Here is a 21453-nt window from a genome sequence, read left to right as displayed (position 1 = left end):
GCCCCTGGCATTCCGGGCCTGTCGCGACCGGGCGACAGTGCCGGAACAGGGCACGCTGCGCCCCGTTCCGGCGATGTTCGGACCCTGCTTACAGGTCGTCGAACTGGACAATCGAGATCGGTTTCGCGGCACCCGGCACGGCGGTGTCTTCGCCGGACGCGCACGGCTCCTCGTCGAACGCAATGTCGCCCTGCGGATCGGCTTCTCCGGTCGCGCGCAGCGACGCGAACGGGAACTGGGTCGTATCCATCAGGTGCGACGGCACGACGTTCGCGAGCGCGCTGAACATGTTGTCGACGCGGCCCGGAAAGCGCTTGTCCCATTCGCGGATCAGCGCCTTCATTTCCGCGCGCTTCAGGTTCGGCTGGCTGCCGCACAGGTTGCACGGGATGATCGGGAATTCGCGCAGCTCCGCGTATTTCTCGAGATCGGTTTCCTTCACGTACGCGAGCGGGCGGATCACGACGTTCCGGCCGTCGTCCGACTGCAGCTTCGGCGGCATCCCCTTCAGCTTGCCGCCGTAGAACATGTTGAGCAGCAAGGTTTGCAGGATGTCGTCGCGGTGGTGGCCGAGCGCGATCTTGGTCGCGCCGAGCTCGCCCGCCACGCGGTACAGGATCCCGCGGCGCAGCCGCGAGCACAGCGAGCAGGTCGTCTTGCCTTCGGGGACGAGCCGCTTGACGATGCTGTAGGTGTCCTGGTTCTCGATGTGGAACGGCACACCGACCTGCGTCAGGTACTCGGGCAGCACGTGCTCGGGGAAGCCCGGCTGCTTCTGGTCGAGGTTGACCGCGACGATGTCGAAGTCGATCGGCGCGCGTTCGCGCAGGCGCAGCAGCACGTCGAGCATCGCGTAGCTGTCCTTGCCGCCCGACAGGCACACCATCACCTTGTCGCCCTGCTCGATCATGTTGTAGTCGCCGATCGCCTGGCCGACCTGGCGCACGATCCGCTTGAACAGCTTGTTGTTCTCGTACGCTTCCTTCTGCTCGCGGCGCGTCAGCGCGCGGCGACCGGTGTCGGCGACGGTGGCTTCGATGGCGGCGCCATCGGCCGCCGTGTCATTCATGTGGGGGGCGTTCATGCGCGCTCCTCGTCCTTGATGCGAAAGACTTCGACGCCGACGGCGTCGCAGTCCGGATAGGCGTCCGGTTTCTCGGTACAGACGCGTACCGCGCGCACGCTGTCGTGCGCCAGCAGGTTCGCGGCGATCGCGTCGCACAGCGTTTCCTGCAGGTGGATGTGGCCGCGCGCCAGGCACTGCGCGACGCTCTGCTTCATCAGGTCGTAGTCGACGACTTCATGCAGCCGGTCGTCGACGGGGGTGGACAGCGCGAGCGGCACGAACAGGTCGATGTTGATGACGACGCGCTGCTCGCCGCGCTTCTCGTGTTCGAAGGCCCCGATGTTGATGTGCACCTCGTAGTCGCGCAGGTAGAGCCTGCGGCAGTCCGCGAGGCGGGGGTGCAGGAGAGCGGAAAACATGGTCGTCCCAGTCAAATTGGCGTGCGTGCACGCAAAGCGGCGCGGGCGGCGGCGGTCGGGCCGCGCGCTCCGCGCAGTTCAGTCATTCGGGCCGGCGGCGGGCGGCACCAGGTGCTCGCCGCCGTCGACGGTCAGCGTCGCGCCCGTGACGCCGGGCGCGCTCGCGAGATAGCAGGCCGCCGCCGCGATGTCGTTCGCGTGCGGCGCGTGGCCGCGCACGAGCGCCGCGACGCGCACCTTCGGCGCCAGCGCCAGCGCGAGCGCCGAGGTCGCGCGGTTCAGCGCGGCCTGCATCAGCGCGTGCGACAGCTGCGCCGGCGCCGGGTGAAACAGGGCCTGGTCCAGCACGTGGATCGCGCAGGCGCGCAGCGATTCGTCGTCGCGCGCGGCATCGGGCGTCGCGTCGGCGAGCGCGCGGGCCAGCGCGAGCGGCGCCGTCACGTTGCGCGCGAGCGCGCCGGCGAGCGACGCGCCATCCACGGTATGCGCGTCGTCGGTGCCGGCGCAAGCGCTCACGAACACCGCACAGGCGGGCCGGCCGAGTGCCGCGCCGCACGCGGCAACGAGCGCGGCCGCATCGGCTTCCAGGGCCAGATCGGCGTCGAGCACGGCCGCGCGGCGGCCCAGTGCGGCGACTTCGGCGACCAGCGCGTCGCCAGCCGCGCGCGGCGCGCCGGGGCTGCGCTGCAGCGCGACGTCCCAGCCGCGCTGCGCGAATCCGGTCGCGAGCGCACGGCCGAGCGACGCGGCGTCGGCCGCGCTGCCCAGCGCGCCCGCGACGAGCGCGATGCGCGGGGGCGACGTATCGGCTGAAACGGTCATTTACAATGCCGGGATGAACCCGAAAGCTCACGAACCCGCTAGTTTACCTGCTCCCGGCCCTGACGCGCTCGCGCAGTCCGAAACCCTCGCCGCGCAACTGCGCGACGAGATCGCGGCGGCCGGCGGCTGGCTGCCGTTCGACCGCTTCATGGAACGCGCGCTGTACGCGCCCGGCCTCGGCTATTACAGCGGCGGCGCGCGCAAGTTCGGGCGCCGCGCCGACGACGGCAGCGACTTCGTGACGGCCCCCGAGCTGTCGCCGCTGTTCGCGCAGACGCTCGCGAATCCCGTCGCCGACGCGCTCGCGGCGAGCGGCACGCGCCGCGTGATGGAATTCGGCGCGGGCACCGGCAAGCTCGCGGCCGGGCTGCTCGCGGCGCTCGATGCGCTCGGCGTCGAGCTCGACGAATACCTGATCGTCGACCTGTCCGGCGAACTGCGCGAACGGCAGCGCGACACGATCGCGGCGGCTGCGCCGGCGCTTGCGGGAAAAGTACGCTGGCTCGACGCGCTGCCCGAGCGCTTCGACGGCGTCGTGGTCGGCAACGAGGTGCTCGACGCGATGCCGGTGCGCCTCTTTGCGAAGGCGGGCGGCGCGTGGCGCGAGCGCGGCGTCGCGCTCGACGCGCGGCACGCGTTCGTGTTCGACGACCGGCCCGTGGGCGCGGCCGGCCTGCCGCCGGTGCTCGCGACGCTCGACGTCGACGACGGCTACGTGACCGAAACACATGAAGCCGCGCTGGCGTTCACGCGCACCGTGTGCACGATGCTCGGGCGCGGCGCGGTGCTGCTGGTCGACTACGGCTTCCCCGCGCACGAGTACTACCACCCGCAGCGCGACCGCGGCACGCTGATGTGCCACTACCGCCACCACGCGCACGACGACGCATTCCTTTACCCGGGCCTGCAGGACATCACCGCGCACGTCGAATTCACCGGCATCTACGACGCGGGCGTCGCGACCGGCGCGGACCTGCTCGGCTACACGTCGCAGGCGCGTTTCCTGTTGAACGCGGGCATCACCGACGCGCTCGCCGCGATCGATCCGTCCGACATCCACCAGTTCCTGCCGGCCGCGAACGCGGTGCAGAAGCTGATCTCGGAAGCCGAGATGGGCGAGCTGTTCAAGGTGATCGCGTTCTCGCGCGGCATCGACGGCACGCTCGACGCGTTCGCGCGCGGCGACCGCTCGCACGCGCTCTGACGGCGGAGACCGGGATGCTGCGCTGGTTCATGGCGTCGTTCGTTGCGGTGATGATCCTGACGCGCTGCTGGCCGTGGCTCGGCAAGTTCGGCATCGGGCGGATGCCGGGCGACGTCACGCTGACGCTCGGCGGGCGGCGTTATCCGTTCCCGTTCATGTCGACGCTGGTGCTGACGATGCTGGTGTCGCTGGTGGCGCGGCTGCTCTGAGCCGTGCCGAAGACGGCGCGTCGCGGTCCGGCCGCGGCGCGCACGTGACGGGTTCGGCGCGGGGTAGTTCGTGCATGACGGCTCGTGCATTGAAGCTCGCGCATCACAGCTCGATTTCGCCGAGGATCCGGTGCGCGAGCGCCTTCGCCTCGTCGAACGCCTCTTCCTCGCTCGGACTCGTCGTGTGGACGTCGTAGCGCACGTTCTCCGTCTCGTCGCCGTCGTCCCGGGCGAGGATCACGTAGCCCTGGAACTGTCCGTTGGCGGCGTGCTGCGTATGCGCCTTGGCCGTGTAGATGCCCTTCGTGAACGTGTTCGTGTCCATCGTGCCTCTCCCGCAATAGGACACTTCATCGTAGCACTGCGGCGCAGCATGTACAGCGCCGCATATCGGCGACCGATCAGCGCGCCGTCATCATCCCGTCACCCTTCGAGCAGCGCGACGACCTCGTCGAGCGTCGGCGCGTGCGCGCCCGTGTGCCGGCATGCGGCGGCGCCCGCCGCGAGCGCGAACGCGAGATGCTCGCGCCACGACCGCTGCGGCGCGGCCATCAGGCTGAACAGCATGCCGCCGATCGACGCGTCGCCGGCGCCGACGGTGTCGACCACCTCGACGCGCGGCGGGCTGGCCTCGAGCACGTCGCCGTCCGCGTACAGCGTCGCCGCCTGCGCGCCGCGTGTGACGAGCACGGCCGCGCGCGGATTCAGCGCGCGCACCGCCGCGACCGCGTCGGGGCCGTCGCCGCCGAACAGGTGGCGCAGGTCCTCGTCGGAGACCTTGATCAGGTCGGCGAGCGCGGCCATCGTCTCCAGCGTCGGCCGGTACGCGGCCGTCATCAGGTTCCGGTAGTTCGGATCGAAGCTGATCTTCACGCCGCGCGCGTGCAGGTCGGCCGCGAGCGCGACGAGCGTGCCCGCGAGCGGCTCGCGCACCAGGCTGATGCAGCCGAAGTGCGCCCATTTCACGTGAGCGGCCCAGCCGGCCGGCAGCCGCGCCGGGTCGAACGCGAGGTCCGCGCTCGCTTCGCCGATGAAGAAGTACGCGGGCGGCCGCGTCTCGTGGACGATCGCGAGCAGCGGCGCACGCGGGACCCGCTGCAGGAAGCGCAGGTCGAGCCCGGCGGCCTCGCTGGTGCGCCACAGCACGTCGGAGAAGCAGTCCTCGCCGATCGCGCCCGCGAGCGCGCTCGACAGGCCGAGCCGCGCGACCGCGCGCGCGACGTTCCAGCCGGCGCCGCCCGGCACCGAGGTCCACTGCGCGTCGCCTGCGCGCACCATGTCGGTCAGGATGTCGCCCGCCGACACGAAGGCCGGAAAGGTGCCGCCGCTCATTGCGTCGGCTCGCTGCGCGCCGCCCGCGCGAGGGTCGCGAGCACGTCGTAGCACGCGCCCATCGTGTGATAGTCGGTCTTGCCGGCCGGGCTTTTCTCGTCGCTGTACTTGCGGTTGTCGCAGGTGAGGATCCGATACCACGCGCCGTAGCGGTGATCGACGAAATGCGCCCAGCTGTAGCGCCAGATCTCGTCGTACCAATCCCAGAAACGCTCGCTGCCGGTGCGCGCGCCGAGCATCGCGGCCGCTGCGAAGGTCTCCGCCTGCACCCAGAAATACTTGTTGTGGTCGCAGATCGTGAAGTCGGGGCCGAAGCCGTAGCAGAGGCCGCCGTGATCGGCGTCCCATGCGTGCGTGAGCGCCGCGTCGAACAGCTCGGCCGCGCGCGGCACGAGCCAGTCGAGCGGGCGGTGCCGCTCCAGGATCAGGAGCAGCTTCGCCCATTCGGTCTGGTGCCCGGGCTGGAAGCCCCACGGACGGAAGATGTTCGAGCTGTCTTCCTTGTTGTAGTCCCAGTCGACCGACCAGTCCGCGTGGTAGTGCTCCCACACGAGGCCGCCCGACAGCGCGGCCTGGCGCTGCGTGATGTGGGTCGCGAGCTTTTCCGCGCGATCGAGGTAGGTGAGGTGGCCGGTCGCCTCGTATGCCGCGAGCAGCGCTTCCGTCATGTGCATGTTCGCGTTCTGGCCGCGGTACGACGACACGATCCAGTTCGGCGTCGCGTCGTCCGCGTAGAGGCCGGCGGCCGCATCCCAGAAGCGGTGTTCGGCGAGCTCGTAGGTCGACGCGATCAGCGCGCGCGCTTCGTCGATGCCGGCCATCGTCGCGTGCGCGGCGGCCAGCAGCACGAACGCGAGCCCGTAGCAATGGCGCGTGCCGTCGAGCGTCGCGTGCTTCGTGCCGTCGCGCCAGTCGAGCTCCCAGTCGTAGCCTTGCAGCGCCTCGTCCCAGTGCGCGTCGCGCAGGAAGCGCAGCCCGTGGCGCGCGTAGTCGAGATGGCGCGGATCGCCGAAATGCCGGTACGCCATCGCGTAGTTGAAGACGAACCGGCAACTGCTGACCAGATGCCGCGACGTGCGGTTGTAGACGCTGCCGTCGTCGCGGAAATAGTGGCGGAAGCCGCCCGTCGGGTCGAACGCGTTCGTCGCGTAGAACCGCAGCGTGTCCTCGACGTGCGACAGCAGGAACGACGGATCGCGGAAGCTCGCGACGAACGGTGCCGCTTGCGCGTGGTTGGCCGGCGTGGCCGTGCGGGATTGGGCCGGGGGCATGTTCATGATTCGGTGACCGTGGCGGTATCGAGCGCCGGTGAGCCGGCGGGCTGGCTGCTGGCCCGTACGATCAGCTCGACGGGCAGGGAGATCTCGGTGCGCTCGGGGGCTTCGGCGAGCAGCAGTTCGACGCCGCGGCGGCCGAGCGCTTCCTTGTCGACGGCGAGCGTCGTGAGCGGCGGGTTCGCGTGCGCGGCGGCCGGGATGTCGTCGAAGCCGACGATCGCGATGTCTTCCGGAATCCGCACGCCGCGCGCGAGGCACACGCGCTGCGCGGCCAGCGCGGCGGCGTCGTTGTACGCGAACACGGCGTCCGGGCGCGGGCCCGGCGCGTCGAGCAGCTGCTGCATCGCCCGCGCGGCGCCGGTGTCGGGGTCGAGCCCGGCGTCGATCGTCACTTCGTACGCGGGATCGAACAGCCGCCCGGCCTCGAAGAACGCGCGCCGGTAGCCGATCGCGCGCTGCGCGATGCTGTAGTGCGCGGCCGAGCCGCCGATGAACGCGATCCGCGAGCGGCCCATCGCGAGCAGGTGACGCATCGCGAGCGCCGCGCCCGTCGCGTTGTCGATGTTCACCGAGCGCAGGCCGGGCGCCCACAGGTCGATCAGCACGAGCGGCCGGCCGGTCGCGGCGAGCGCCTCGATCGTCTCGGGCTCGATGAAGCCGGCCACCGCGATCGCGTCGGGCGCGTGCGGGCGCATCTGGCGCAGCACGTCGTCGTTCGGGCCGACCGTGAGCAGCGTCGGCACGATGCCGCGCTCGCGGCACGCGTCCTCGACGCCGTGCAGCACGTGCGAGAAGAACGGGCTGGCGGGAAAGCGGTTGTGCTGGCGGTGCAGCAGGAAGGTGAGCCGGCGGATGCGCGGCCGCAACTGGGCCGGGTCGTAGCCGAGCCGCTGCGCGATCTCGACGATGCGCGCTCGCGTGGCTTCGGACAGGCCCGGCTGGTTTTTCAGCGCGCGGGAGACGGTGCCGATCGAGACCTCTGCCGCCCGCGCTACGTCGCGAATGGTGGTGCCCATCGTTCGGGATCCGGTTTGTTTAGGGTGACGGCGATTGTATAGTAAACGCGGCGCCTAATTCGGGCCGGATAACCGGGGAATACCCGGAAATAGCGGGTTTTTGCGAGCTAATCTGCGAAAACGCCGTTACTAAAAATACTAAACAAAACGCGGAAAAGGCAAGGTGATCACGCGGAATGTGGCGGTGCCGGCAGGTGGAGCGTCCGGCACGTTCCGCTGCCCGGCGTGAACGGAGCCGGCGGGGCGATCGGCCGGCGGTTGCCGGGGCGCGGCCCGGCCGGGTCGGCGCGGCACCGGCAACGTCGCTCGGGCGGGTTGGCGACCTGCCTGCGACCGGCAACCGCCCGTCACTCAGCCTGCCGCCGCGAGTGGCGGCTCGCCGCGATCGCGCAGCGCCGCGCGGCCCGCGTCCAGATCGACGACCGCGAGCCCGCCCGGCTGCTGTTTCGCGCGTCGCTTCGCGAGCGCCGCGACCGATGCGATCTCGTCGCTGCCGTAGCGTATCGCGCCGTTCGCGCCGGCCGGCACGCCGACCACACCGATCGCCATCGTCACGAAGCCGAAGAACGCGGGGTTGCCGTAGCGGTCCTCGCCGCGCAGCCCGCCCGCCAGCCGGTCGGCCTGCGTGTAGAAGCGCTGCGCGCCGTCGTTGAAGCGCGCGATCGCGTCGGCCGCGCGCGCGTGCCAGTCGTCGCGCTGGAACAGCACGAGGAAATCGTCGCCGCCGACGTGTCCGAGAAAGTCGCGTTGCGGATCGCACACGCCGGCCAGCACCGTCGCCGCGAACTTCAGCACTTCGTCGCCTTGCCAGTAGCCGTACTGGTCGTTGAACGGCTTGAACTGGTTCAGGTCGACGTAGCACGCGTGGAAGCCGGCGTCGCGCGCCAGCAGGCGCTCGATATGCGCGCTGATCGGGATGTTGCCGGGCAGGAACGTCAGCGGATTCGCGTAGCGCGCGGCCTCGATGCGCATTTCGGTCACCGCGCGCACGAGGCTTTCGCCGGTGCCGAGCCCGACGTAGCGGCCGTGTTCGGTGATCACGAAGCCGTCCGCGAGGTAGCGCTGGTCGTGGCTCGCGAGCAGCATCGCGAGCTGCTCGACCGTCGTCGCGTTGTCGATCATCAGCGGCGCGTCGTTCGCGAACTGCAGGCACGGCTTCTTCCCGAACACCTCGCGGTGGTACGGCAGCGCGAAGCGGTCGATGAAGCCGCGCCGGTTCACGAGCGCGACCGGCTGGTCGCGTTCGACGAGCGCGACCGCGTGCAGCGCGGGCATCCGGTTGAACAGGTCGAGCACGTCGTTGTTGGTCGCGTCGCGCGGCAGCGCCGGCGCGGCGACGAGCATCTTCGCCGCGATCGTGCCGGCCGGCCGCACGGCGCGGGTCGCACCGGGAAACACCGCGATGTGCGGGGCGCGGATCGCGTCGCGCGCGGCCGGCGCGACGACCGGCGAGGGTTGCGCGTCCGGCCGCCCGAGCAGGAAGCCCTGCACGCAGCCGATGCCCATGTCGCGCACGACGAGCAGGTCGCACTCGTTCTCGATCCCTTCCGCGATCAGTTGCGCGCCGCTTGCCTGCGCGAAGTGCTGCATCGCCCTGACCGCCTCGAACTTGAGCGGATCGCGCGCGATGTCGTGGATGAAGAAGCGGTCGATCTTCACGACATCCGGGTGCAGGCGCAGCCACAGGTTCATGCTCGCGTTCGCGGTGCCGTAGTCGTCGAGCGCGAACTGGATGCCGGCGTCGCGCAGCGAGGCGACCGCCGGCCCGATGCGTGCGACGTCCGGCAGCGCGGTCTGCTCGGTCAGCTCGATCACGATGCGCTCGGCGCCGATCCGCGCGCGCACGAGCAGTTGCCGCGCGCGCTCGCGTTCGCGCGCGAGTTGCAGGATCGTGCCCGCGCTGAAGTTGAGGAACAGCTTGCCGTCGCAGCCGAGCGCCGCGAATGCGTCGAGGCAGGTGCGCGCGGCCGCCTGTTCGAGCGCGACGGTCGTGCCGTCGCGGGCGGCCTGCGCGAACAGTGCGGCCGGCGGCTCGAGGTCGGTGCCGCGCGGGCCGCGGATCAGGCCTTCGTAACCGACGACCGTGCCCGATCCGAGATCGACGATCGGCTGGAACACGGCCGCGAGCGCGCGTTCCGCGATCAGGTGGGTGGTGGGGGCAGCGGGCGAGTCGGGATGGGGCGCGGGCATGGAGGGGGGCGGCCGAGACGACGGGACGCCCGACTTTAACGGCAGTGCGTGCGGAGAATTGAATGAAGATTTCGTGACGCGATGCGCGTCGATGGTGCATGCGTCGCGGCGGGCTGCGCGGCGGGGAGGCGGGAGGCGGGAGGCGGGAGGCGGAAAGCGCGAAGCGAGAAGCGAGAAGCGAGAAGCGAGAAGCGAGAAGCGAGAGGCGAGAGGCGAGAGGCGAACACCCCAGCGCGGCCAGTCATGCCGGCCGCGCAGCCTCCCGCGTCAGCGCTTGCCCGCGCTCAGCGCACCGCGCCCGCGTGCGGCACCGGCCGCACCCGCGTCGCCGTCGCGCTCGCCGCTCGTGTCGCGCGCGCCCCAGCGTTGCGCGAGCGCCGCGCAGGCCATCAGCTGGATCTGGTGGAACAGCATCAGCGGCAGCACGATCGCGCCGACCGCCTGCGCGGAGAAGATCACCTTCGCCATCGGCACGCCGGCCGCGAGGCTCTTCTTCGACCCGCAGAAAATGATCGTGATCTGGTCGGCGCGGTTGAAGCCGAGCCGCTTGCTGACGAACGCGGTCAGCCCCAGCGCGATCACGAGCAGCACGACGTTGACGATCAGCAGGCCGCCGAGCGCGCGCGCCGGAATCTGGTGCCACAGCCCCTGGTTCACGGCCTCGCTGAACGCGACGTAGACGACGAGCAGGATCGAGCCCTGGTCGACGAAGCGCAGCACGCCGCGGTTGCGTTCGATCCAGCCGCCGATCACGGGCCGCAGCAGCTGGCCGGCGATGAACGGCACGAGCAGCTGCATCACGATGCTGCCGATGGTGCTCCACGGCGACGCGGCCGCGGCCGACTGCGACGTGATCATCAGCCCGACGAGCGCCGGCGTCACGAAGATCCCGAGCAGGCTCGACGCCGATGCCGCGCACACGGCGGCCGGCACGTTGCCCTTCGCGATCGACGTGAACGCGATCGACGACTGGACGGTCGACGGCAGCGTGCACAGGAACAGCACGCCGGCATACAGCGTCGGCGTGACGAGCGGCTGCAGCACGGGCTTCAGCGCGAGGCCGAGCAGCGGGAACAGCGCGAACGTGCTGAGCAGCACGACCGCATGCAGCCGCCAGTGGGTCGCGCCCGCGACGACGGCTTCTCGCGACAGCTTCGCGCCGTGCAGGAAGAACAGCAGGCCGACCGCGATGTTGGTCGCCCAATTGAACGCATGGGCGGCCGGGCCGCGGCACGGCAGCAGGCTCGCGAGCACGACGGTGCCGACGAGCGCGAGCGTGAAGTTGTCGGGAAGAAAACGGGGACGGGCCATCGGGGAACTCGATTCGGAAACGGCGGGCGCACATGTCGCGCGCGCGAAGCCGGTATTGTCCCGGTTGGTCATTCAATAAACAAATTCATTGTACGAATCCATTGATGAATCGATTGCATGATGCGGCTGCGCAACACGGCACGCCCGCGGCGGCCCGGCGACGTGCGAAGCGGCAGAAGAATGTTCTGTCGCGATCCCACCCTGAAGTGAAAAAACCTAGCAGTAACATGGTGTTACACCGATGCCCGCGACATAACACTTTTTGGCTCGACACCGTTTGGGACCGCTCATAAATTACTGCTGAAAGGCTTGCGTCGGCCGGAAACAGCCGGCGGCGAGCGGCAACAGGCACTGAATGATGACGGAACGGGTGAAACTGAAGGTCGGACGATGGGTGGCAGGCGTGCTCGGCGCGCTGCTGATGCCGCTCGCGCTCGCGCAACCGCCGCATGGTGGTCAGGCGTTCGGCGGCGGTCATGGCTTCGGTCACGGTTTCGGTGGCGGCGACATGCGCATGTACGGCCAGCCGGCCGGCAACGCGCAGGTATGGCGCCGGGCGCTGCCGCCGGGCGGCGCGCGTGCCGGCGGCGTGAACGGCTATGGTTCCCGCTGGGGCCTGCGTCCGACGCCGTCTTACGGGCATTACGCCGCGCAGAGCCCGTATCGTCCGATCAGCGCCGAGTCCCGCCAGATGCCGCGTCCGCCGGGCGGCGGCAACGTTCCGTTGCGGGCCGGCTCGATCCGCGCCGACGTCGCGCGCTACAACGAAGAGCGTGGCGGCCGTCCGATGCCGCCGCCCCGCGCGCAGGAAGAGCCTTCCCACTCGCCGTTTTTCTCCCCGTTCTACCGAAACTGAGCGCCCCGCGCGTTCGTTCCCCCGCCGGCTGTGATGCGAATTCGCCACAGTCGCGCATAGATTTCCGCTGATTTTCCCGTCGCATTGCGCTATCTTTCGCGCCCGGCACGCGCGCCCCTCGCGGCCGTCCCGTCGCGTGCCCGCACCGCGCGGGGCCGCTGCGGCGCGCCTGGCCATGTGCCGATTCCGCGAAGTTAATGCTGCCGCTATACCCGCAATAAGTGTGCGCAATTTTGACGGGACGCAGGTTCCGTAAAGATGGCTGCGCCCCATACGACGCAAGCAATCGGCTCCAAACAACAACGCTCGCGCCACTTATCGACATTCGACAAAACCCTGGAGATCCCATGAAAGCATTCGCTCGCCGTGCGTCGCGCACGTCCGTCAAGCTGATCGCCGCGGCCGCCTGCGTGGCCGCAACCGCACCCGTTCACGCGCAGTCGAGCGTCTCGCTCTACGGTCAGGTCGACGAATGGGTCGGCGCCACCAAGTTCCCGGGCGGCGATCGCGCATGGAACGTGTCGGGCGGCGGGATGTCGACGTCCTACTGGGGCCTGCACGGCGCCGAGGATCTCGGTGACGGCTACAAGGCGATCTTCACGCTGGAGAGCTTCTTCCGTGCGCAGAACGGCCAGTTCGGCCGCTTCCAGGGCGACACGTTCTTCGCGCGCAACGCATATGTCGGCGTCAGCTCGCCGTACGGCACGGTGACGGCGGGCCGCCTGACCACGCACCTGTTCCTGTCGACGATCCTGTTCAACCCGTTCTACGATTCGTACACCTTCTCGCCGATGGTGTACCACGTGTTCCTCGGCCTCGGCACGTTCCCGACCTATCCGAGCGACCAGGGCGCGGTCGGCGATTCGGGCTGGAACAACGCACTGTCCTACACGTCACCTTCGTTCGGGGGCCTGAATTTCGCGGCGATGTACGCGCTCGGCAACACGGCCGGCGACAACCGCTCGAAGAAGTGGAGCGCGCAGTTCAACTACGCGAACGGCCCGTTCGCGGCGACCGCTGTCTACCAGTACGTGAACTTCAACAACGGCCCGCAGGACCTGAGCTCGCTCGTGACCGGCATGAAGAGCCAGGGCATCGGGCTGGTCGGCGCGACCTACGACCTGAAATACGTGAAGCTGTTCGGCCAGTACATGTATACGAAGAACGACCAGGTCGCCGGCAGCTGGCACGTGAACACCGCGCAGGGCGGCGTGTCGGTGCCGCTCGGCGTCGGCAACGCAATGGCGTCGTACGCGTACTCGCGCGACGGCGGCGGCCTCGACCAGACGCGCCAGACCTGGGCCGTCGGCTACGACTATCCGTTGTCCAAGCGCACCGACGTCTACGCTGCGTACATGAACGACCACATCAGCGGCCTGTCGAGCGGCAATACGTTCGGCGCAGGCATCCGCGCGAAGTTCTGACGATTCGTCGGTTCGGACGCGCACACAACGCGCGTCGCATGTGCCGGCATTGCGCCCCGAAAAAACGGCGCCGCTATTCGCGGCGCCGTTTTGCCTTTGTTGACCTTTTTGTTTCCTCGCCTTTGTTACCCTATCTCGTAATTGCATAATTCCCAGGAATTGCGAGCTAGTTCGATGGATACCCTCGTCAGCATGAATGTGTTTCGCTACGTCGTCGAAGTGGGCAGCTTCGTCGGCGCGGCCGAGCGCATGCAGATGTCGGCCGCGATGGCGAGCAAGCACGTGATGCATCTCGAGCAGCAGCTCGGCGCGCGGCTGCTGCATCGCACGACACGACGTGTCGCGCCGACCGAGGCGGGACGCGAATACTATGAGCGCCTCGTGCAGGCGCTGTCGGAACTCGACGAAGCCGGACAGGCGGTCGGCGCCGCGAGCGTGGTGCCGCAGGGCCGCCTGCGCGTGACGTCGCTGTCCGCGTTCGGATTGCGGCACGTGATGCAGGCCGTCACCGATTATGCGGGTCGGTTCCCGGACGTGACCGTCGACGTGACGCTGTCCGATCGCGTGGTCGACCTGATCGAGGAAGGCTACGACGTCGCGGTGCGCGCGGCGCCGAACGGGCTGAAATCGTCGTCGCTGGTCGCGCGGCAGATCGCGACCGCGCACATCCTGCTGGTCGCGTCGCCCGAGTATCTCGACAAGCACGGCACGCCACAGACGATCGCCGATCTCGCGCATCACAACTACCTGCGTCGCGATTCGAATTCGACGATGCTCGATTCGCTGGTGATCGACGCGGCCGCCGCGTCGCGCGTGAACCTGAACGGCAACCTGATCGTGAACCATCTCGAGGGGCTGCGCGCAGCCGTGCTCGCGGGCGCGGGCATCGCGCTGCTCGGCACCGAGGTGGTCGGCGACGACATCGAATCCGGCCGGCTCGTGCCGGTGCTGCTCGACGCCGTGCCGCCGCACGAGGCGCCGATCTATGCGGTGTACGCGAGCCGTCGCCACGTGTCCGCGAAGGTGCGCTCGTTCGTCGACTTCCTCGCGGCACGGTTCGAAGGGCAGTCGCTGTGCCCGTCGATCGAGTCGCGCCTGCGCGTGCTGCCGATCACGCGGATCAAGCGCGCGGGCTGACCGGCGCCGGCCGCCCGCGTGGCGGACATGAAAAAAGCGCGAGCCGTTGCGGTTCGCGCTTTTTTGTTTGGTCCGACGTCGTGCGCGCCGGTGGCGCAACCCGCCGCCCGCGTCAGCGCGCGATGCCGAGTCGTGCCTTCGCGTCGTCGTACTCGCGCTTCAGGCGCTCGACGAGTGCGCCGACGCTCGGCAGGTCGTCCATCAGGCCGACGCCCTGGCCGGCACCCCAGATGTCCTTCCACGCCTTCGCCTTGTCGCCGCCGAAATTCATCTTCGACTTGTCCGATTCCGGCAGTGCGTCCGGATCGAGGCCGGCCTTCTCGATGCTCTCGCGGATGTAGTTGCCGTGCACGCCGGTGAAGAGGTTCGTGTAGACGATGTCGGACGATTTCGCGTTGAGGATCGCGTGCTTGTAGTCCTCGACCGCGTGCGCTTCCTGCGTCGCGATGAAGCGCGTGCCCATGTACGCGAAGTCGGCGCCCATCGCCTGCGCGGCGAGGATCGAGCCGCCGTTGGCGATCGCGCCGGACAGCACGATCGGGCCGTCGAACATCTTGCGCACTTCGCCCACGAGCGCAAACGGCGACGTCGTGCCCGCATGGCCGCCGGCGCCGGCCGCGACGAGGATCAGTCCGTCGACTCCCGCTTCGAGCGCCTTCTGCGCGTGGCGCAGGTTGATCACGTCGTGCAGCACGATGCCGCCGTAGCTGTGCACCGCGTCGACGATCTCGCGCGCCGGCGCGCGCAGGCTCGTGATGAAGATCGGCACCTTGTGCTCGACGCACACGCGCACGTCGTGCTCGAGCCGGACGTTCGACTGATGGACGATCTGGTTGACCGCGATCGGGCCGATCACCGCGTCCGGGTGCTTCGCCTTGTGGTCGGCTAGTTCGGACTGGATCTGCGTGAGCCATTCGTCGAGCAGTTCGGCCGGACGGGCGTTGAGCGCGGGGAAGGATCCGACGATACCCGCCTTGCATTGCGCGAGCACGAGTTCGGGGTAGCTGACGATGAACATGGGCGACGCGATGACGGGCAGCGTCAGGTTCTGCAGGACGGCGGGCAATGCCATGTGATGTCTCCAGTCTCGAGGGGCGGCCGGGCCCGGCGCGGGTCGCGCCGACGCCGGCATGCATGCTTGGCGGTCGAACGGTGCTTCGAGTGTAGCGGTACAGCCGCGCGTTCATATTAATACGAACGGTCGTGCGATTCTACGCGAGCTTAACAAACCGCGCGGCGTGGCGACAATCGAGTGAGTGTTCTCTTTCTACGCGTTCGGGCATCTGGCGCGCGCAGCAGCCGGCCGGGCGCTCCTACAATATCCGCCATAACAAACCAACGAGAAACAAACCATGTCGTTTGAGGCGTTTGCTCCGTTTCGCGTGACGGTGCAGGACACCGACATCTTCGGTGTCAAAGGAGGCGCGGGGCCGCCGCTTCTGCTGCTGCACGGCCACCCGCAGACCCACATGATCTGGCATCGCGTCGCCGCGACGCTGGCGAATCACTTCACGGTGATCGCGACCGACCTGCGCGGCTATGGCGCGTCGGGCAAGCCGCCGAGCGACGCGCGGCACGCGCCGTATTCGAAACGCGCGATGGCGGCCGACCAGGTCGCCGTGATGCGCCATTTCGGTTTCGAGCAATTCCATGTGTGCGCGCACGATCGCGGCGCGCGCGTCGCGCACCGCCTCGCGCTCGATCATCCGGCGGCCGTCGAGCGGATGATGCTGCTCGACATCGCGCCGACGCTCGCGATGTACGAGCAGACCGACCGTGCGTTCGCGACCGCGTATTTCCACTGGTTCTTCCTGATCCAGCCGGCTCCGCTGCCCGAAACGCTGATCGAAGGGCGCACCGATGCGTACATCGAGCGCGTGATGGGCAACCGCTCGGCCGGGCTCGCGCCGTTCGCGCCGGAGGCGCTCGCCGCGTATCGCGCCGCGCTCGCGCAGCCGGGCGCCGTACACGCGATGTGCGAGGACTACCGCGCGTCGGCGACGATCGATCTCGAACACGACCGCGCGGATCTCGAGCGCGGCAACAAGGTCGCGTGCCCGCTGCGCGTGCTGTGGGGCGAGCACGGGATCGTCGGCCGCTGCTTCGATCCGCTCGACGAATGGCGGCGCGTCGCGCGCGACGTCAGCGGCCGCTCGCTCGATTGCGGGCACTACATTCCGGAAGAGGCGCCCGTCGCGCTGATCGACGAGCTGCTCGCGTTCTTCGAAGCGCGCGACGCGGCCGCGTGAGCGGGGCCGGCCGCGGCCGGTCGCGCGGCGCTTGCTGCGCGTCGACGGTCAGCGTTCGAGGATCAGCGGCGCGCGACGTCGTCTTCGACCAGCGGCGGCAGGCGGCGCGGCACGGGCGTCGATTTCACGATCGCCGTGCTCGTTTCCGCGCGCTCCGTCACCTTCGACAGGATGTCGTCGAGGTGCTCGATCGTGCGCAGGTAGAGCCGGCAGATGAAGCAGTCCTCGCCGGTCACCTTGTCGCATTCGACGAATTCCGGAATCCGCCGCAACACCTCCTCGACCAGATGCAGCTGTCCCGGCAGCGGCTTCACGCGGACGATCGCCTGCAGCGTGTAGCCGAGCGCGCGCGGATCGAGCTCGACGGTGAAGCCCGCGATCACGCCCTGCGCCTCGAGCCGCCGCACGCGATCGGCGGTCGCGGGCGCCGACAGCCCGATCTGTCGCGCCAGCTCGCTGGTGGCGATGCGCGCATCCTCGGCGAGCGCCGCGAGGATCGCGCGGTCGGTCGCGTCCAGCGACGCGACGGCGGGCGGGGAAAGGCGTTTCGACATGATCGCTTTGCTTTCGAAGGTGAATCGGTCGTTTCGCTTCAGTTTAGCCGTGGATGCACGGAAAGCAAGTTTCTAGAATCGAAGTCATCTTCTCTCGCCAAACGGAGTCCATGATGGCCTCGAACGAAATCCGCCGCGGTGCCGCCGAGATGATCGTCGCGATGCTGATGTCCGGCACGATCGGCTGGCTCGTGATGTCGTCGCAGCAACCGCTCACCAACGTCGTGTTCTTCCGCTGCCTGTTCGGCGCCGCGACGCTCGCGATCGTCTGCGCGGCGCTCGGCTTGCTGCGCCGCGCGCTGTTCTCGCCGCGCATGCTCGCGCTCGCGACGCTCGGCAGCGTCGCGATCGTCGCGAACTGGCTGCTGCTGTTCGCCGCGTATTCGCGTGCGTCGATCTCGATGGCGACCGCCGTCTACAACACGCAGCCGTTCATGCTCGTCGCACTCGGCGCGCTCGTGTTCCGCGAACGGATCAGCGCGTCGACGATCGCGTGGCTCGCGCTCGCGTTCATCGGGCTCGTCTGCGTGGTGCGGGTCGAGCCGGCCGTGCTCGCGGTGCCCGGCGAATATCTCGAAGGCGTCGCGCTGTCGCTCGGCGCGGCGTTCCTGTACGCGGTGTCGTCGATCGTCACGAAGCACCTGAAGGGCACGCCGCCGCACCTGCTGGCACTGCTGCAGGCCGGCCTCGGCATCGTGCTGCTCGCGCCGTTCGCGCACTTCGACACGCTGCCGGCGACGGCCGCGCAGTGGCTCGATCTCGTCGTGCTCGGCGTCGTCAACACCGGCCTGATGTACGTGCTGCTGTACGGCGCGATCCAGAAGCTGCCGGTCGCGATGACGGGCGCGCTGTCGTTCGTCTATCCGGTCGTCGCGATCATCGTCGATCGCATCGCGTTCGGGCAGACGCTCGCGTGGACGCAGGTGCTCGGCGCGCTGCTGATCCTGCTCGCGGCGGCCGGCGTGAACCTCGGCTGGCGCATCGTGCCCGCGCGTCGCGCGGCGGTCGGCAACTGAAACGGTCGTGCGATTCGACTTGCCGCTACGGCCTGCCGCCAGGCCCGTCGGCGTCGCCTCCGGGCACGCGGATTGCGCGCCAGACAGGCCGTAAGGAGTTGTAGGGAAACACCCGATGCGACGCTGCAGCGTCGCTCGTATGATGCGGCTGTGACGTTGATCACGTTCACAGGATTCCGATCTCATGCCGTTCGCCAAGCAGGCCGAACGGCATTTTTTTATGCGCCGCTCCGTGCGAGCAGGCGCCGCCGCGCGTCGAGCCGCGCGAGCAACTCGCGTCTCGCGTCGTCGTCCGACGCGCGCCATCCCTTGATCTCGTCACGCGTGCGCAGGCAGCCCGCGCACCAGTCGGTGCGCGGATCGATCCTGCAGACGTCGGTGCACGGCGAGGCGACCGTGCCGACCGGTACCGGCGCGTCGCTCATGCGTCGTTACGCAATGCGACGTCGGCGACCGGCGCACCCGTCAGCGCGACGAGTTCCTGCGGCGACAGGTTGAACACCGCGTGCGGATGGCCGGCGGCGGCCCACAGGCTGTCGAGCTCGAGCAGGTCGGCGTCGATCAGCGTGACCGGTTCGACGAGATGGCCGATCGGGCACACGCCGCCGATCGCGTAGCCGGTATGGTCGCGCACGAACTTCGCATCGGCGCGGCCGACCGCGCCGACCTGGGCGGCGACCTTCTTCTCGTCGACGCGATTCACGCCGCTCGCGACGACGAGCACCGGCAGGCCGTCGGATTCGCGGCGAAACAGGATCGACTTCGCGATCTGCGCGACCGAGCAGCCGAGCCCGGCCGCGGCTTCGGCGGAGGTCTTGCCGGTTTCGGCGAGCATCACGATCCCTTTCGCATGCCCGCGTTCGCGCAGCAGCAGCGCGACGCGTCGCGCGGAATCGGGGAGAGAGTCGAATGAAGCGGGTGTCGTCATGGGGAGTCCGGTGAGTGTCGGGGTCACGCGCAGCTCGGCGCGTCGGCCGCGCTCTGCGCCTTGGCGAGCAGCGCGCGACCGGCGCGCGACACGTTCGCGCGGCCGATCGCGTTCGAGATGAAGTCGCCGGCGGCGACCACCTGCGCGAGATCGATGCCGGTGTCGATGCCGAGGCCCTGCATCAGGTACAGCACGTCCTCGGTCGCGACGTTGCCGGTCGCGCCCTTCGCGTACGGGCAGCCGCCGAGGCCGGCGACCGACGCGTGGAAGATCTCGATCCCCTCGAGCAGCGCCGCGTAGATGTTCGCGAGCGCCTGGCCGTAGGTGTCGTGGAAGTGGCCCGACAGCCGTTCGCGCGGGAACACGCGCGTGACGGCCGACAGCACTTCGCGCGTGCGCTTCGGCGTGCCGACGCCGATGGTGTCGGCGATGTCGATCTCGTCGCAGCCGAGCGCGGCGAAGCGTTCGACGACGTCGACGACCGACGCGACCGGCACCTCGCCCTGGTACGGGCAGCCGAGCGTGCACGACACGCTGCCGCGCAGCCGCAGGCCGGCATCCTTCGCGGCCTTCGCGACCGGCTCGAAGCGCGCGATGCTCTCCGCGATGCTGCAGTTGATGTTGCGCTGCGAGAATGCCTCGCTCGCCGCGCCGAAGATCACCACTTCGTCGGCGCGTGCGGCGAGCGCGTTCTCGAAGCCTTTCAGGTTCGGCGTGAGCACCGAATACACGGTGCCCGGGCGGCGCTCGATGCCGGCCATCACGTCGGCGCCGTCGGCCATCTGCGGCACCCATTTCGGCGACACGAACGATGCGGCCTCGATATTGCGGAAGCCGGCGCGCGACAGCCGGTCGACGAGCGCGATCTTCACGTCGGTCGGTACGAAGGTCTTTTCGTTCTGCAGCCCGTCGCGCGGGCCGACTTCGACGATCTTGACGGCGGTGGGGAACGTCATGGTTGTCTCCGGTCTCGTATAGGTGGAATTCAGTAGCCGCGCGCGTAGTCGACGATGCCGCCGACGCGCTCGCCGCGCTCGAGCGCGCGGATCTTGCCGGCGATCTGCTCGACGGCTTCGTCGCGCAGCGTCTCGGCCGAGCTGTGCGGCGTGATCGTGATGCGCGGCGCGTGCCAGAACGGGTGGTCGACCGGCAGCGGCTCGTGCTGGAACACGTCGAGCGTCGCGGCGGCGACCTGGCCGCTCGCGAGCGCGTCGAGCAGGTCGGCTTCGACGAGATGCGCGCCGCGTGCGACGTTCACCAGGTATGCGCCCGGCGCCAGCTTCGCGAAGGTCCGCGCCGACAGGATCCCGTCGGTATCGTGCGTGCTCGGCAGCAGGTTGACGAGCACCTTCGCGCCGTCGACGCACGCGTCGAACGCGTCGTCGCCCGCGAAGGTCGCGACGCCGTCGAGCCGTTTCGGGCTACGGCTGTAGCCGCGCACCGGCAGGCCGAGCGCGGCGAGCGCCTGCGCGACCTGCGCGCCGAGCACGCCGAGGCCGAGCACCGCGACGGTGAAGCTCGCGCGCGGATGCGGCTCCAGCACCTGCCAGCGGCGCTCGCGCTGCAACGCGTCGTATTCGTCGAAGCGGCGCAGGTAGCGCAGCACCGCGTGCGTCACGTATTCGATCATCTGCCGCGCCATGCCCGAATCCTCGAGGCGCACCAGCGGCACGTCGCGCGGCAGCGTGCCGGGATGCGCGCGATCGAGCGCGAGCAGCGCATCGACGCCCGCGCCGAGGTTGAAGATCGCGCGCAGGCCGTCGCGCGGCGCGAACAGCTCGCGCGGCGCGCGCCACACGAGCGCGTAGTCGGCGGCAGCCGTGTCGCCCGGCTGCCACGCGCGCAGCTCGGCCTCGGGCAGCGCCTGCGCGATCGCGTCGTGCCAGGCGCCGGCTTCCTGGTGCGGCGAGTAGAACAGGATCTTCATGCGCTTACTTCGCGAACAGCTGGCCGATGTCGGCGAACGCCTTGAACTCGAGCGCGTTGCCGCACGGATCGAGGAAGAACATCGTCGCCTGCTCGCCGACCTCGCCCTTGAAGCGGATATGCGGCTCGATCACGAAGCGCGTATGCGCGGCCTTCAGTTTGTCGGCGAGCGCATGCCATTCGTCCATCGACAGCACGACGCCGAAATGGCGCACGGGCACGTCGTCGCCGTCGACCGGGTTCACCGCGCTTTTGCCGGTTTCGTCCGGCGCGAGGTGCGCGACGAGCTGATGGCCGAAGAAGTCGAAGTCGACCCAGTGTTCCGAGCTGCGGCCCTCGGGGCAGCCGAGCAGGCCGCCGTAGAACGCGCGCGCGCCGGCGAGGCTCGACACGGGGAAGGCGAGATGGAACGGGCGCAGCGCGCCGGCGGGCGTAGCGGACATCGGGCGTCTCCTGTCGATCGGAACCGGCGCGGGGAGCCCGGTTCGATCCGATGCAAGGCAAGCGGGAAGCCCAC

23 protein-coding genes are annotated in these 21453 nt (G+C 69.3%); 7 read left to right on the top strand and 16 right to left on the bottom strand.

What is annotated here, in order from left to right; genetic code table 11:
* Positions 1–88: 88 nt before the first annotated feature.
* From ttcA to DIE17_RS18545, 3 genes are all read right to left on the bottom strand, one after another.
* Entirely contained in the window at positions 89–1084 is a 996-nt protein-coding gene (gene ttcA, locus DIE17_RS18555; protein ID WP_124486623.1) for a tRNA 2-thiocytidine(32) synthetase TtcA, read from the bottom strand.
* Positions 1081–1485 carry a dihydroneopterin aldolase gene (locus tag DIE17_RS18550; RefSeq protein WP_124486622.1) on the bottom strand — a complete coding sequence of 135 codons (405 nt, stop codon included), beginning with the start codon at positions 1483–1485 and terminating at the stop codon, positions 1081–1083. Before DIE17_RS18550 ends, ttcA begins: the two co-directional genes overlap by 4 nt.
* Positions 1486–1563: 78 nt before the next feature.
* Entirely contained in the window at positions 1564–2307 is a 744-nt protein-coding gene (locus DIE17_RS18545) for an SDR family oxidoreductase (protein WP_044849085.1), read from the bottom strand.
* Positions 2308–2320: 13 nt separating this feature from the next.
* Here DIE17_RS18545 and DIE17_RS18540 point away from each other — a divergent pair, with 13 nt between their 5' ends.
* Entirely contained in the window at positions 2321–3511 is a 1191-nt protein-coding gene (locus DIE17_RS18540) for a class I SAM-dependent methyltransferase (RefSeq protein ID WP_124520617.1), read from the top strand.
* Positions 3512–3525: 14 nt separating this feature from the next.
* On the top strand, positions 3526–3720 hold the full coding sequence (locus DIE17_RS18535) for a DUF2905 domain-containing protein (protein WP_124486620.1): 195 nt from the start codon (positions 3526–3528) through the stop codon (positions 3718–3720).
* Positions 3721–3823: 103 nt separating this feature from the next.
* On the opposite strand, the gene DIE17_RS18530 is transcribed toward DIE17_RS18535, so the two are convergent.
* From DIE17_RS18530 to DIE17_RS18505, 6 genes are all read right to left on the bottom strand, one after another.
* Positions 3824–4045: a hypothetical protein gene (locus DIE17_RS18530; RefSeq protein ID WP_044849082.1), complete on the bottom strand. Its 222-nt coding sequence runs from the start codon at positions 4043–4045 to the stop codon at positions 3824–3826.
* 98 nt (positions 4046–4143) lie between these two features.
* Positions 4144–5052, bottom strand: coding sequence for a carbohydrate kinase (locus DIE17_RS18525; RefSeq protein WP_124486619.1), 909 nt, complete (start codon positions 5050–5052; stop codon positions 4144–4146).
* On the bottom strand, positions 5049–6329 hold the full coding sequence (locus DIE17_RS18520) for an AGE family epimerase/isomerase (RefSeq protein WP_124520618.1): 1281 nt from the start codon (positions 6327–6329) through the stop codon (positions 5049–5051). Before DIE17_RS18520 ends, DIE17_RS18525 begins: the two co-directional genes overlap by 4 nt.
* A complete protein-coding gene (locus DIE17_RS18515; protein ID WP_124520619.1) occupies positions 6326–7345 on the bottom strand; it encodes a LacI family DNA-binding transcriptional regulator in 1020 nt (339 codons plus the stop codon). The genes DIE17_RS18520 and DIE17_RS18515 overlap by 4 nt, the downstream gene beginning before the upstream one ends.
* Positions 7346–7696: 351 nt before the next feature.
* Complete coding sequence (locus DIE17_RS18510) at positions 7697–9535, bottom strand: phosphodiesterase (RefSeq protein WP_124520620.1); 1839 nt, start codon at positions 9533–9535, stop codon at positions 7697–7699.
* A 267-nt stretch (positions 9536–9802) separates the two neighbouring features.
* Positions 9803–10846: a bile acid:sodium symporter family protein gene (locus tag DIE17_RS18505; RefSeq protein WP_124520621.1), complete on the bottom strand. Its 1044-nt coding sequence runs from the start codon at positions 10844–10846 to the stop codon at positions 9803–9805.
* A gap of 358 nt (positions 10847–11204) precedes the next feature.
* On the opposite strand from DIE17_RS18505, the gene DIE17_RS18500 reads away from it, so the two are divergent.
* The 3 genes from DIE17_RS18500 to DIE17_RS18490 all read left to right on the top strand — a co-directional run bounded on the left by DIE17_RS18500 (position 11205) and on the right by DIE17_RS18490 (position 14263).
* Entirely contained in the window at positions 11205–11702 is a 498-nt protein-coding gene (locus tag DIE17_RS18500) for a peptide-binding protein (protein WP_124520758.1), read from the top strand.
* 347 nt (positions 11703–12049) lie between these two features.
* Positions 12050–13126, top strand: a complete 1077-nt coding sequence (locus DIE17_RS18495; protein ID WP_044846147.1) for a porin — start codon at positions 12050–12052, stop codon at positions 13124–13126.
* Between the two features lie 174 nt (positions 13127–13300).
* The gene (locus DIE17_RS18490; RefSeq protein ID WP_044846148.1) at positions 13301–14263 is read left to right on the top strand and encodes a LysR family transcriptional regulator; all 963 of its coding nucleotides are present in this window, start codon (positions 13301–13303) and stop codon (positions 14261–14263) included.
* Between the two features lie 112 nt (positions 14264–14375).
* Here the strand turns inward: DIE17_RS18490 and DIE17_RS18485 are convergent, their stop codons facing one another.
* The gene (locus tag DIE17_RS18485) at positions 14376–15335 is read right to left on the bottom strand and encodes a nitronate monooxygenase family protein (RefSeq protein WP_044846149.1); all 960 of its coding nucleotides are present in this window, start codon (positions 15333–15335) and stop codon (positions 14376–14378) included.
* 280 nt (positions 15336–15615) lie between these two features.
* On the opposite strand from DIE17_RS18485, the gene DIE17_RS18480 reads away from it, so the two are divergent.
* Complete coding sequence (locus DIE17_RS18480; protein ID WP_124520622.1) at positions 15616–16512, top strand: alpha/beta fold hydrolase; 897 nt, start codon at positions 15616–15618, stop codon at positions 16510–16512.
* 62 nt (positions 16513–16574) lie between these two features.
* Here the strand turns inward: DIE17_RS18480 and DIE17_RS18475 are convergent, their stop codons facing one another.
* Positions 16575–17066, bottom strand: a complete 492-nt coding sequence (locus tag DIE17_RS18475) for an Lrp/AsnC family transcriptional regulator (protein ID WP_124520623.1) — start codon at positions 17064–17066, stop codon at positions 16575–16577.
* A gap of 113 nt (positions 17067–17179) precedes the next feature.
* Here DIE17_RS18475 and DIE17_RS18470 point away from each other — a divergent pair, with 113 nt between their 5' ends.
* Positions 17180–18082 carry a DMT family transporter gene (locus DIE17_RS18470; RefSeq protein ID WP_124486613.1) on the top strand — a complete coding sequence of 301 codons (903 nt, stop codon included), beginning with the start codon at positions 17180–17182 and terminating at the stop codon, positions 18080–18082.
* A gap of 218 nt (positions 18083–18300) precedes the next feature.
* Here the strand turns inward: DIE17_RS18470 and DIE17_RS18465 are convergent, their stop codons facing one another.
* From DIE17_RS18465 to DIE17_RS18445, 5 genes are read right to left on the bottom strand one after another with little or no spacing between them, the layout of a single operon-like run.
* Positions 18301–18507 carry a DUF1289 domain-containing protein gene (locus tag DIE17_RS18465; RefSeq protein WP_124520624.1) on the bottom strand — a complete coding sequence of 69 codons (207 nt, stop codon included), beginning with the start codon at positions 18505–18507 and terminating at the stop codon, positions 18301–18303.
* Positions 18504–19010: a YbaK/EbsC family protein gene (locus DIE17_RS18460; RefSeq protein ID WP_044846152.1), complete on the bottom strand. Its 507-nt coding sequence runs from the start codon at positions 19008–19010 to the stop codon at positions 18504–18506. The genes DIE17_RS18465 and DIE17_RS18460 overlap by 4 nt, the downstream gene beginning before the upstream one ends.
* Positions 19011–19033: 23 nt before the next feature.
* Positions 19034–19966, bottom strand: a complete 933-nt coding sequence (locus DIE17_RS18455) for a hydroxymethylglutaryl-CoA lyase (RefSeq protein WP_124486611.1) — start codon at positions 19964–19966, stop codon at positions 19034–19036.
* 29 nt (positions 19967–19995) lie between these two features.
* Positions 19996–20937, bottom strand: a complete 942-nt coding sequence (locus DIE17_RS18450) for a glyoxylate/hydroxypyruvate reductase A (RefSeq protein WP_124520625.1) — start codon at positions 20935–20937, stop codon at positions 19996–19998.
* Between the two features lie 4 nt (positions 20938–20941).
* The gene (locus tag DIE17_RS18445; protein ID WP_044846155.1) at positions 20942–21379 is read right to left on the bottom strand and encodes a VOC family protein; all 438 of its coding nucleotides are present in this window, start codon (positions 21377–21379) and stop codon (positions 20942–20944) included.
* Between the last annotated feature and the right edge of the window lie 74 nt (positions 21380–21453).

This window comes from Burkholderia sp. Bp9099, assembly GCF_003857805.1.
GTDB lineage: Bacteria > Pseudomonadota > Gammaproteobacteria > Burkholderiales > Burkholderiaceae > Burkholderia.
Note: the sequence above shows the minus strand (reverse complement) of the source record. Positions and strands in the feature narration are given on the sequence as shown.